Genomic DNA, 11,559 nt, shown 5'->3' with positions numbered 1-11,559 from the left:
CTGCGGGGGGGGGGGGCGCCCCCCGAACCCCGCCCCCCTCCCCCCCCTCTCCGTCGTGTGAGTGCCGGTCCCGGCTCAGCCGAGGAGGCCGCCGATGGGGTTCTTGCCGCCTCCGCCGCCGGACGAGCCGTCCGTGGAGCCGGCCGAACCCGTCCCGGGGTCCGTGCCGCCTGCCGTGGAGCCGCCGCCCGAGGCGGGGCCCGAGGAGCTGGGGCCCGAGCTGGTGGTCGGGGGCTGCTGGGGGGTGGTCTGCTGCGGGGGCTGCTGGCCGGTGCCCTGGGTCTGGCTGGGCTGGCTGCTGCCCGCCGTTGCCCGGCCCGATTCCCGGGCCGCGTCCGTGGCGGGCGCGGAGGCCTTGGCGGACGGGGTGTTCGGGGCGGTGCTGCGGGACGGGGAGGGCTGCTGACCGGCGGGGGTGTGGGAGGCCTTGCCCTTGCGGGTCTCCCCGGGGAGCGGGGAGCCGGGGAGCTGGTTGGTCGGGACGCCGTTCGGTCCGGGGACGGTGACGACCGTGGAGGAGCGGACGGCGCCGCCGAGCATGGAGCCGATGAGCAGGGTGAGCCCGACGACGACCGAGGCGACGACACCGCCGCGGCGCAGCACGCGCCGGCGGAGGTCCCAGATCTCGGAGCGGGGGCCGAGCTTGCGCCAGGCCTCACCGGCGAGGCGTCCGTCGACGGAGTAGACGGGGGCACCCGCGATGATCAGCGGGCTCCAGGCGGCGAGGTAGATGATGTCCGGCGCGTCGTACACGGCGACGGTCCGCCAGCTGACGGTGACGAGAAGGGCGGCCGACAGGAGGGCGCCGACGGAGGCGGCGACGCGCTGCCAGAGGCCGAGGACGGTGAGGACACCGACGACCACCTGGAGGAAGGCGATGGTGAGTCCGGCGCCGACGGGGTGGGAGAGCGCGAAGTCGCGCAGCGGCCCGGCCAGCGCCCAGGGGTGCAGCGAGGTCAGCCACTTGACCATGGAGCCGCGGTCGCCGCCGTCGAAGTAGACGGGGTCGCAGAGCTTGCCCATGCCGGCGTAGACGGAGATGAAGCCGAGGAAGACCCGCATCGGCAGCAGCACGACGCCGAGGTTCATCCGGCGGCCGGGGTAGTACGCGTGCCGGACCGTGTCGGCGTCCCGCCGGCGTTCGCGGTCGCCGGTGACGTCGAACGCGTCGTCCTCGTCCCCGTCGTAGCCGTCGGCGGCGTATCCGTCCCGGCCGGGACCGGTTTCGACGGGGTCGTAGGCGCCGACGGCCTGCCGCATGGGCGGCAGCAGCGGCCCGCCGGGCCGGGGCCCGCCGACGACGGGGTTGGGCTGGGTCTCTTCGAGGCGCGGGATGACCTGGGTGCCGGCCCCGCCGCGTCCGCCTTCGAGTTCGTACGAGGCGTACGGCTCGTAGGGGTCGTACGCGGTGTCGGGGCTGCCCGTGCCGCCCGGCCGGCCCGCGGTGGAGTTCCGTACGGCCTGGAGCAGTCCGGTGGCGCCGGGGTCGCCGGGGGCGGACCTGCCGCTCCACACGACGGGGGCGCGCCGGCCGCGCCCCGCTCCGGAGCCGCTCATGGCGGGGATCCTGGGCGCGGCGGCGGGGGTCACACCGCGCAGCCGTGCGCGCTGGCCGGGTGCGAGCTGTACCCGGAAGCTGGCGTGGTTGACGATGACCTGCGCAGGGTCGCAGTCCACCTTGGCCATGCTCAGGGCGGGTTGTTCGTCGAACCGAGGCGTTCTGGTGTCCACACTCATCTAACCGAGTGATGTGTGTTTAGGACACTGCCTTGACGGTGTCGAAGTGTCCGAGGCCCGTCAACCGGTGGTGGCGGGGCGCGGTGGGGCGTACGTGCGGCCCGGCGCGCCCCCGGGCGGGACGCGCGGCGGCGGCGGACGACGAGGGTGTCCCCTGTCGGCCGCCGCCCGTGCGGGTGGTCCTGCGGGGCCGCCGCGGGGCCGCAGGACCGTCGGTGGATCAGGCGCGGCGGCGGGCGACCTCGTACATCACGATGCCGGCCGCGACACCGGCGTTCAGGGACTCGGCGCCGCCGGGCATCGAGATGCGGACCCGGTAGTCACAGGTTTCGCCGACGAGCCGGCCGAGGCCCTTGCCCTCGCTGCCGATGACGACGACGACGGGACCGCCGAGCGCCTCCAGGTCCTCGACGGTGTGCTCACCGTCGGCGGCCAGGCCGACGATCGCGATGCCTTCCTTCTTGTAGGCCTCCAGCGCCCGGGTCAGATTGGTGACGCGGGAGACCGGCGTGCGGGCGGCGGTGCCTGCGGAGGACTTCCACGCTCCGGCGGTCATGCCGGCGGCGCGGCGCTCGGGCACGACCACGCCATGGCCGCCGAACGCGGAGACGGAGCGGACGATCGCGCCGAGGTTGCGCGGGTCGGTGACGCCGTCGAGGGCGACGATCAGCGGGTCCTCGCCGTTGTCGTACGCGGCCGCGGTGAGGTCCTGCGGGTCGGCGTACTCGTACGGCGGGACCTGGAGGACGAGGCCCTGGTGGTTCAGGCCGTTCGTCATCCGGTCGAGCTCGGGGCGCGGGGCCTCCATCAGGTTGATGTTGCCGCGCTCGCCGGCGAGCTGGAGGGCCTCGCGGACCCGCTCGTCGTTGTCGATGTACTGCTGGACGTACAGGGTGGTGGCGGGGACGCCGTCGCGCAGCGCCTCGAAGACCGGGTTGCGGCCGACGACCATCTCGGAGGTTCCCTTGACGCCGCCGCGCCGGGGAGCCGGGCGGCGGCTGGCGGCCTGCTTGGCCTTGGCCGTCGCCATCCGGTTCTTCTTGTGCTTCTTACGGTCCTCGGCGGGCGGCGTCGGGCCCCTGCCTTCGAGGCCACGGCGACGCTGTCCACCGCTGCCGACCTGCATGCCCTTCTTGTTGGACGTGCGGCGGTTCCTGCGCTGGCTGTTCCCGGCCATGACCTACCTGTTTCGTTGCTTCAGACGTGCGTACGTATAAGTGAAAGTGTGCCGCCCGGCGAGCCGGGCGGCACTTGGGAGGACTACTGGCGCGGGCCGAGTGTCCACCGTGGTCCGGCGGGGCTGTCCTCGATGACGAGCCCGGACTGGTTGAGCTGATCGCGGATGGCGTCGGCTGCTGTCCAGTCCTTGCGCTCGCGCGCCGACTGACGCTGGTCGAGGACGAGCCGTACGAGGGTGTCGACGACGCCGTGGAGGTCGTCGCCGCGGTCGCTCTCGCCGGCCCAGTGGTCGTCGAGCGGGTCGAGGCCGAGTACCCCGAGCATGGCACGGACCTCGGCGAGGCGGGCGACCGCGGCTTCCTTGTCGTCGGCGGCGAGGGCGGAATTGCCCTGCCGGACGGTGGTGTGGACGATCGCGAGGGCCTGCGGGACACCCATGTCGTCGTCCATCGCCTCGGCGAATGCGGGCGGCACCTCGGTGGCCGGCGCGACGGTCTCGCCGGCCTTCTCGGTGACGCGCTGGACGAAGCCCTCGATGCGCGCGAACGCGGACTCCGCCTCGCGCAGGGCCTCCTCGCTGTACTCGATCATCGACCGGTAGTGCGGGGTGCCGAGGTAGTAGCGCAGCACGATCGGGCGCCAGGTCTTCACCATGTCGCTGACGAGCACGGAGTTGCCGAGCGACTTCGACATCTTCTCGCCGGACATGGTGACCCAGCCGTTGTGCACCCAGTACTTCGCGAACGCGTCGCCGAAGCCCTTGGCCTGGGCGATCTCGTTCTCGTGGTGCGGGAAGATCAGGTCGATGCCGCCGCCGTGGATGTCGAAGGCGGTGCCGAGGTACTTGTGCGCCATCGCGGAGCACTCCAGGTGCCAGCCGGGACGGCCGCGGCCCCACGGGGTCTCCCAGCTGGGCTCGCCGGGCTTGGACGCCTTCCACATGGCGAAGTCACGCTGGTCGCGCTTGCCGGTCTCGCCCTCGCCCGAGGGCTGGCGCAGGTCGTCCAGGCCCTGGTTGGAGAGCTCCAGGTAGCCGGGGAACGAGCGCACGTCGAAGTAGACGTTGCCGTCGGCGGCGTAGGCGTGGCCCCGCTCGATGAGGCCCCGCATCATCTCGATCATCTCGGTGATGTGGCCGGTGGCGCGGGGCTCGTAGGTGACCGGGAGGCAGCCGAGCGCGTCGTAGCCCGCGTTGAACGCACGCTCGTTCTCGTAGCCGATGGCCCACCACGGGCGGCCCTGTTCGGCCGACTTCTTGATGATCTTGTCGTCGATGTCGGTGACGTTCCGGACGAACGTCACGTCGTAGCCGCGGTGCTCGAACCAGCGGCGCATGATGTCGAAGTTCAGTCCGGACCTGATGTGCCCGATGTGCGGGGCGGCCTGGACAGTAGCGCCACAGAGGTAGATCGAGACACAGCCCGCTGCGAGCGGGACGAAGTCACGGATCTGCCGGGCGCTGGTGTCGTACAGGCGAATAGTCACGCCTCAAGGGTAGACGGCGCGCACCAGTGCCCCGCCACGCCTTGGGGGAATGCGACGACAGTTGTTACGGCTCAGGTCGCCCGGCCGTGATCCGTGACCCGCCCGGGAGGGCTCAGACGCCTCCGACGACCTTCCTGGGGGTGATCCGGACGACCACGCGCTCGTCGTCGTCACCGGAGCCGGCGTTGAAATCGGCGTACTTCTTGCCGGTGTACTTCAGGGACAGCTCGTCGATGAGTTCCTGGCCGCCCTCGGTGGTGAGGGTGGCGGTGCCGCGGATCTCGGCGTAGGTGTACGGGGCGTCGAAGGGCTGGACGACGACGGAGACGCGGGGGTCGCGGGCGATGTTCCGTTCCTTGCGGCGGCCGGCCGTCGTCGAGATGAGCACGTCGTCGCCGTCCCGTTTCACCCAGACCGGGGACAGCTGGGGGCTGCCGTCGGGCTGGACGGTGGCCACGGTGACGAAGACCGGGGTGTCCAGAAGCGCCTTGAGTCCTGCGGGGAGTGCGGCGGTCATGACGTACGTCCTCCTGAGCGGGCTGCTGATTCCTCTACTTCTACCCCGATCACCGGCTCTTGTGCCCGCTTCCCGGCCGCGCCCGCCGGAAGGGTCAGTGCGAGGGCGGCGCCCGCGAGCGGGACGGCGGCGAGCACCGCCCACCGGACGGGCGCGGGGGCGCCGAGCAGGGCGCCGGTGGCGGCGCTGCCGGCGAGTACCGCGAGGCCGGAGACCGAGGACAGCGCGCCGGTGGCCAGTCCGAGCTGCCGGTCGTGGACGAGATCCGGCACGAGGCCGCGGGCGGCCGGCACCAGCAGCATCTGTCCGAGGGTGAGCAGGACGACGAGCACGGCCGCGGGCCCCAGCCCGGCCGGCCCGCCGGGGGCCAGGGGCACTGCGGCGAATCCGGCGGCGACGAGCGCGAGCCCGGTGACGAGAGCGGTGCGCGGGACGAGGCGGTGGGCGGCCCAGCGGGTCAGGGGCAGCTGCGCGCAGACGACCAGCAGCGAGGAGAGGGCGAACAGCGAGCCGAGCGCCGCCTGCGAGCCGGTGGCGCGCTGCACCTCGGCGGGGAGCGACAGGTAGAGCTGGTTGTACGCGAGGAGGTAGCTGCTGTACGTGAGGCAGAGCAGCAGGAACGGGCGGTTGCCGAAGACCTCGCGAACGGCTCCGCGCGACTGGGCCGTACGGGTCACGGGCGCCCGGTGCGGCATCAGGCGGGCGTGTCCGGCGAGGACGGCGACGAAGACCAGGACGCCGGCGAGGGACGCGGCCCGGAAGCCGCCGCCCAGGAGCAGGAGGCCCGATCCGATGAGCGGTCCGATGAACGCCCCGGCCTGTCCGGCGGCGGAGAACCGGGCGAGCACCTGGGCGCGCGGGGTGCCGGTCTCCTTCTCGTGCCGGACGGCCTCGCGGGCGGTCTCGGACTCGACGGCGGGCGAGAAGAGCGCGGCGGCGAGTCCGGTCAGCAGGACGGCACCGATGACGGTCGCGGTGGATCCGGCGAAGGCGAGCCAGCCGAATCCGGCGATGCGCAGGACGCAGCCGGTGAGGACGACGGGGCGGGGCCCGTACCGGTCGGTGAGTGCGCCGCCGATGACGAAGAGGCCCTGCTGGCTGAACGTACGGAGCCCGAGGACGAGGCCGACGAGCCAGCCGGCCATGCCGAGTCCGGTGCCGAGGTGGGCGGCGAGGTAGGGCAGGACGGCGTAGAAGCCGGTGTTGAACGCGAACTGGGTGGTGGTGAGGAGGCGGAGGTAGCCGTCCGGGGCGGTGACCGGCCCGGTCGGGGACGCGGCGGGGCTCACGCGGCGCCCTTGCCGCGGCGCGCGCCCCGTACCGCAGCGGCCGCGAGGACCGCCGTCGCGCCCAGGGCGGCGAGGGCGGCGGCGGGGGCGAGTACGGCCCAGGGGGCGCGTTCCGCGTAGGGGAGGTTCTCGGAGAGCATCCGGCCCCATTCCGGTGCGGGGGGCGCGGTGCCGAGGCCGAGGAAGCCGAGCGAGGCGAGGGCCAGGGCGATGGCGGGGATGCGCAGCACGGCGTGGCGGACGACGGGCGGCAGGACGCCGGGCAGGACGTGCCGGCGCAGCAGGTGTGCGCGTCCGGCGCCCAGGGCGCGGGCGGCGGCGATGTGCGGGGCGGCGCGCTCCTGCACGTACAGGGCGCTGGTCTGTGCGGCCAGTGGTGCCCAGGCGACGGCGGTGACGGCTGCGGCGGCGCTCCAGGGGCCGGGTCCGGCGAGCCCGGCGACGACGAGCCCGGTGAGGATCGCGGGCAGCGCGTTGGCGGTCTCGGTGAGTGCTCCGGCGCGTACGGCTCCGAGGGCGAGGCCGATCAGCAGGGTGGCCGCGGACACCGCGACGGCGGTGAGGACGGTGCGGGCGGCTCCGTGTCCGAGGCGGGCGAGAATGTCGCGGCCGAGGGAGTCGGTGCCGAAGGGGTGGCCGGCCGAGGGTCCGGCGAGGCGGGCCGCGGCGTCGATGTGGAGCGGGTCGCGCAGGAGTCCGGCGATCGTGACGGCGGCGAAGAGCGCGGTCAGCAGCACGGCGGCGGCGGTCAGCAGCCGACGGGCGGGCAGGGCGGGCGGCACGAGTGCGGGCAGGGCACCGTCGTGCAGAGCGGGGCCGAGCAGGGTGCGGGAGGCGAGCCGGGCGGCCAGACCGGCGGCGACGCCGAGGAGCAGCAGGATCAGCACGCAGGCCTGGAGGACGGGGAGGTCCTGGGCGAGTGCGGCGGCCAAGGCGGCGTGGCCGAGGCCCGGGATCGCGAAGAGGGTTTCGACGGCGACGGCTCCGCCGGTGAGCCCGACGACGATCAGCCCGAGCTGGGGCAGCAGTCCGGGCAGGGTGCGGCGCAGGGCGTGGCGGGCGATGCGGTGTCCGGGCAGTCCGCCCGCGGTGGCGGCGCGTGCCCAGGGCTCGGCGAACGCGGCGGGCATCGCGTCGTCCAGCAGCCTGCCGAGGAGGGCGCCGGCCGGGATGCCCATGGCGAGGGCGGGCAGCACCGTCTGTTCGGGTGTGCCCCAGCCGAGGGCCGGGAGCCAGCCGAGCCGGACGGCGACGACCGCGGCCAGGACGGCGGCCAGCAGGAATTCGGGGAGGGCCGCGAGTACGGCCGCGCCGACGCCCGCGCGGACCGTGACGATGCGGCGCCGCGCCCCGCGGCGCAGGGTGCCCGCGGCGAGGGCGGCGGCGAGGAGGAGGGCGACGGCGAGCGAGATGCCCATGAGGGTGAGGGAGACGCCGAGGGCGGACACCGCGTCGGGGGCGACGGGCCGGCCGGAGACCCAGGAGGTGCCGAGGTCGCCGCGCGGCAGTCCGCCGAGCCAGTCGCCGAGGAGGTGGAGCGGGCCGCCGTCCAGGCCGGTGCCGGCGCGGATGGCGTCGAGGGTCTCGGGGGTGGGCGGCCGGTCGGCGTACCGGGCCCGCAGGATCGTGAGGGCGGGGTCGTTGCGGGTCAGCCGGGGCAGCAGCCCGATGACGGCGACGACCGCGAGGAGCGCGGCGAACCGTCCGGCGAGGTACTTCACCCGGTCACCCGACGCGGGTGTCGGCGGTGATGAGGGTGCGTTCCATCGGGTCGAGCGCGACTCCGTGGACGCGCTTGTCGTCGTAGCCCTGGACGAAGCGTTCATGGAGCAGCGGTACGAGGGCGTCGGTGCCGAGGATGTCGGCCTCGGCGGTCATCGCGGCGCGGTGGCGGGCGTCGGTGCCGGTGAGGGAGGCCGCCTTGTTCACGGCGGCGTCGACGCGCTTGTCGCACAGCTGGGAGATGTTGAAGCTGCCGTCGCAGGTGAAGTCGGAGGCGAGGTAGGAGGCGGGGTCGGCGGTGTCCAGGAGGGGGTTGCGGGCCTGGATGAAGGCGTCGTACGTGCCGGCGAGGGCGTCGGCCTCCAGCTGCGCGTAGTCGCGGACGACCTGCTTGACGGTGAACCCGCGCTTCTGCAGCTGCTGCTGGACGACGGTGGCGGCCTCGGGCAGTTCGGGCCGGTTGGTGTAGGTGGCCAGCACGATCTGCTTCGTCTGCGCGACCTGTGCGCGGTCCGCGGCCTTCGCCCGGCCGACGGGGGCGGTGCGGTCGGCGGCGGCCCACGGGACGCCGGGGCCGAGGAGGCCCTGCGCGGTGTCGGCGCGGCCTTCGTAGACGGCCTTGACGAGGGCCTTGGAGTCGATGGCCTCCCGGGCCGCGGCGCGCATCGCGGGGTCGGCGAAGACGCCGTGCGCGGTGTTGAGGGAGAGGCCGTTGGTGCGGGCGGAGGAGAAGGCGTGCACGAGTCCGTCGCCGAGGAGGGAGGTCTGGGAGACCGGTACGTACTCGGCGACGTCGACCGATCCGGTGCGCAGGGCGTTGGCCCGGGCGGTGCCGTCGGCGGCGAAGGTCACGTCGACGCCGGGTGCCTCGGCCTTGTCGCCCCAGTAGCTGTCGTTGCGCTGGAGGGTCGCGCTGACGGTGCCCTTGACCGCGGAGAGGGTGAAGGGGCCGGTGGCGTGTCCGGCGGGGTTCACCCGCTCGCCCCGGTACGCGGCGGCGGACAGGACGGTGAGCGAGGGGTTGGCGAGGCGCTGGGGCAGCAGCGGGTCGGCCTCGTCGGTGACGACGCGTACGGCGCCGGCGCCCCGGGCGGTCGCCGTGATGCCGGTGTCGGACAGGACGCGGGGCTTGGGCGAGGCCTTCTCGGCGGCGTTCAACGACCGTACGACGGCGGCCGGGTCGACCTTCGTGCCGTCCTGGAAGGACGCCTTGCGCAGGGTGAAGGTCCAGGTCTTCGCGTTGTCGCGCTTCCAGGACGCGGCCAGGGCGGGCTTCGCGGCGCCGTTGCGGTCGAGGGTGGTGAGGCCCTCGATGACCGCGAGCCGGCTGAGGGTCACGGCGTCGTCGCCGTAGGGGGACATCGCCTGGGCGGGCGGGAAGGCCATGACGACCCGGAGCCGTTGTCCGCCGTCTCCCGCGCCCTGCGTGCCGCCGCCGGAGCAGGCGGTGGCGAGCGGGACGAGGAGGGCGGCCGCGGTCAGCGGCAGCGCGGCACGACGGCGTCGGGACGGAGGCATGGCAACGACCATATATGAAAACGATTGTCACTTAACAGCGGGTGTGCACGCCGGATCCGGGCACACGGGAGGCATCCGCCGCTCCGGGCACCGAGAGCTCGAAGTGGACGATCCCCTGCCCGCCGCCCGGCAGCGCGCGCTCGTCGCACACCTCCTGCGCGAGCGAGCGCCAGAACGGCTCGGCGCCCGGCACCGCGGGGTCGGTGTGCAGATAGACCGACTCGTAGCCGCCGGCCCGTACGACGAAGTCGCAGAGCTCGCGCACGATCCTGCGCGCCAGCCCGTGCCTGCGGTGCTCCGGCCGTACGTAGATCCGGCACAGCTGGGCGGTGGAGCCGGACGGGAAGCGGTCGGCGACCCACTGCGGGTTGGGGGGCGACTGCGGGCCGCGATCGCGGACGGCGCCCGTGGCGACGATCTCGCCGTCGCGCTCGGCCACCAGCAGGGTGCAGCGCGCGGGGCGCAGATAGGCGGCCTCGGGGTCGATGATGTCGGCGTGCCAGCGCGGCACGTAACCGGACCCGAGGTCGCGGTAGACGGTGTCGAGCATGACGGCCCGCGCCCCGCCGACGTCTCCGGGAGCGGCGGTCCGCAGGACGTATCCGTCGGCGTCGGCCCGTACCGGCACCATCGTCGTCGCACTCATCCCGGAGTTCCTCCGCCCCTTGCGTCACATCATTGCCGTACCAGGGTACGTGCAACCTATGTGCAACAAGGCCGCGGGCCCGGCACTCCGCCGGGCCCGGCCACCACGCCCCGCGCAGGTCAGGAGGTGCGGTAGACCAGCGCGGTGGCGATCCCGGCGATGCCTTCGGCGCGACCGGTGAAGCCGAGTCCGTCGGAGGTGGCGGCGGAGAGCGAGACGGGCGCCCCCACGGCGGCGGACAGAACCTTCTGCGCCTCGTCGCGCCGCTTGCCGATCTTCGGCCGTACGCCGACGACCTGGACGGCGACATTGCCGATCTCGAAGCCCTCGGACCGTACGATCCGGGCGGCCTCGGTCAGCAGCGTGACGCCTGCCGCGCCGGACCACTCGGGGCGTCCGGTGCCGAAGTGCTGCCCGAGGTCGCCGAGCCCGGCGGCCGAGAACAGCGCGTTGCACGCGGCGTGCGCGACGACGTCGGCGTCGGAGTGCCCGGCGAGCCCGGGGCCCTCCCCCTCCCAGAGGAGACCCGCGCACCACAGCTCGCGGCCCTCCTCGAAGGCGTGGATGTCGGTGCCGATCCCCACGAGCGGGATCACCGGTGCGGGGCGTTCCCCGGGAACACCCGAACCCCCCGGCTGTCCGGCTCCCCCGGGCCGGCCGGAAACCTCAGAAGCCATCGTTGACCCTCCTGCGTGCGAGAACCGCCTCGGCCAGGACCAGGTCCAGCGGGCGGGTCACCTTGAATGCCTCTTCGTGCCCGGGGACGACCACGACGGGCGCCCCGAGCTGCTCGACCAGACCCGCGTCGTCGGTCGCACCCTCACCACTGACGGCGACCCGCTCATGGGCGCGCACCAGCATGTCGCGGTCGAAGCCCTGCGGGGTCTGCACGGCCCGCAGCCGCGACCGTTCCGGGGTGGAGAGCACCGGTTCGGGCTCCCCCGGCGCACCCGGCTCGACCTCCTTGACGGTGTCGGCGAGCGGCAGCGCCGGGACGACGGCGGGCGCCCCGTCCCGTACCGCCTCGACCACGGCGTCCACCGTGTCGACGGGCACCAGCGGCCGGGCCGCGTCGTGGACGAGCACGGCACCGATGTCGGCGGGCAGCGCGTCCAGGCCGAGCTTCACCGACTCCTGGCGGGTGTCGCCACCGGGCACGACGAGGAATTCGGTGCGCTCGGGCAGGGAGTGCTCGTCGAGCAGAATCCGGACCTCGGGCGCGCCGTCCGGCGGTGCGACGACCACCACGAGCGACACCAGGCGGGAGGCTGCCATGGCCCGTACCGCGTGGATGAGCATGGGGGTCCCGCCGAGCGAGCGGAGCGCCTTGGGGGCGCCGGGACCGAGCCGTACGCCGCGGCCGGCCGCGGGGATCACGGCGGCGGTGCGGTAAGGACGCGATTGATCAGACATCGGTTGCACTCCGAAGCATCGGCATGTTTGTCTTCACGGCCGACGTGGGTATG

At 73.9% G+C, this 11,559-nt stretch carries 10 protein-coding genes; all 10 read right to left on the bottom strand.

What is annotated here, in order from left to right:
- Positions 1–75 precede the first annotated feature (75 nt).
- Entirely contained in the window at positions 76–1,737 is a 1,662-nt protein-coding gene (locus tag ACFVW8_RS02175) for a DoxX family membrane protein (protein ID WP_389685647.1), read from the bottom strand.
- Positions 1,738–1,957: 220 nt separating this feature from the next.
- Positions 1,958–2,914, bottom strand: a complete 957-nt coding sequence (gene rlmB / locus ACFVW8_RS02170) for a 23S rRNA (guanosine(2251)-2'-O)-methyltransferase RlmB (protein ID WP_389685646.1) — start codon at positions 2,912–2,914, stop codon at positions 1,958–1,960.
- Positions 2,915–2,997: 83 nt separating this feature from the next.
- On the bottom strand, positions 2,998–4,401 hold the full coding sequence (cysS, locus tag ACFVW8_RS02165; RefSeq protein ID WP_389685645.1) for a cysteine--tRNA ligase: 1,404 nt from the start codon (positions 4,399–4,401) through the stop codon (positions 2,998–3,000).
- 112 nt (positions 4,402–4,513) lie between these two features.
- Complete coding sequence (locus ACFVW8_RS02160; RefSeq protein WP_389685644.1) at positions 4,514–4,918, bottom strand: PPOX class F420-dependent oxidoreductase; 405 nt, start codon at positions 4,916–4,918, stop codon at positions 4,514–4,516.
- A complete protein-coding gene (locus ACFVW8_RS02155; RefSeq protein WP_389685643.1) occupies positions 4,915–6,207 on the bottom strand; it encodes an MFS transporter in 1,293 nt (430 codons plus the stop codon). The genes ACFVW8_RS02160 and ACFVW8_RS02155 overlap by 4 nt, the downstream gene beginning before the upstream one ends.
- Positions 6,204–7,928, bottom strand: coding sequence for an ABC transporter permease subunit (locus tag ACFVW8_RS02150; RefSeq protein WP_389685642.1), 1,725 nt, complete (start codon positions 7,926–7,928; stop codon positions 6,204–6,206). Before ACFVW8_RS02150 ends, ACFVW8_RS02155 begins: the two co-directional genes overlap by 4 nt.
- Positions 7,929–7,932: 4 nt before the next feature.
- On the bottom strand, positions 7,933–9,447 hold the full coding sequence (locus ACFVW8_RS02145; protein ID WP_389685641.1) for an ABC transporter substrate-binding protein: 1,515 nt from the start codon (positions 9,445–9,447) through the stop codon (positions 7,933–7,935).
- Positions 9,448–9,478: 31 nt separating this feature from the next.
- Positions 9,479–10,093 carry a GNAT family N-acetyltransferase gene (locus ACFVW8_RS02140; protein ID WP_389685640.1) on the bottom strand — a complete coding sequence of 205 codons (615 nt, stop codon included), beginning with the start codon at positions 10,091–10,093 and terminating at the stop codon, positions 9,479–9,481.
- 119 nt (positions 10,094–10,212) lie between these two features.
- Positions 10,213–10,770 (bottom strand): 2-C-methyl-D-erythritol 2,4-cyclodiphosphate synthase, encoded by a 558-nt coding sequence (gene ispF, locus ACFVW8_RS02135; RefSeq protein ID WP_389685639.1) that lies wholly within the window; start codon positions 10,768–10,770, stop codon positions 10,213–10,215.
- Positions 10,760–11,506, bottom strand: coding sequence for a 2-C-methyl-D-erythritol 4-phosphate cytidylyltransferase (ispD, locus tag ACFVW8_RS02130; RefSeq protein WP_389685638.1), 747 nt, complete (start codon positions 11,504–11,506; stop codon positions 10,760–10,762). Before ispD ends, ispF begins: the two co-directional genes overlap by 11 nt.
- Positions 11,507–11,559: the final 53 nt, after the last annotated feature.

This window comes from Streptomyces sp. NPDC058221 (assembly GCF_042882365.1).
Classification (GTDB): Bacteria; Actinomycetota; Actinomycetes; order Streptomycetales; family Streptomycetaceae; genus Streptomyces.
Note: the sequence above shows the minus strand (reverse complement) of the source record. Positions and strands in the feature narration are given on the sequence as shown.

Bases quoted from the DNA above. Each gene is read 5' to 3' on its own strand.
- rlmB (WP_389685646.1), bottom strand. From the start codon at position 2,914: ATGGCCGGGAACAGCCAGCGCAGGAACCGCCGCACGTCCAACAAGAAG.
- ispF (WP_389685639.1), bottom strand. From the start codon at position 10,770: ATGGCTTCTGAGGTTTCCGGCCGGCCCGGGGGAGCCGGACAGCCGGGG.
- ACFVW8_RS02160 (WP_389685644.1), bottom strand. From the start codon at position 4,918: ATGACCGCCGCACTCCCCGCAGGACTCAAGGCGCTTCTGGACACCCCG.
- ACFVW8_RS02175 (WP_389685647.1), bottom strand. From the start codon at position 1,737: ATGAGTGTGGACACCAGAACGCCTCGGTTCGACGAACAACCCGCCCTG.
- ACFVW8_RS02140 (WP_389685640.1), bottom strand. From the start codon at position 10,093: ATGAGTGCGACGACGATGGTGCCGGTACGGGCCGACGCCGACGGATAC.
- ACFVW8_RS02145 (WP_389685641.1), bottom strand. From the start codon at position 9,447: ATGCCTCCGTCCCGACGCCGTCGTGCCGCGCTGCCGCTGACCGCGGCC.
- ispD (WP_389685638.1), bottom strand. From the start codon at position 11,506: ATGTCTGATCAATCGCGTCCTTACCGCACCGCCGCCGTGATCCCCGCG.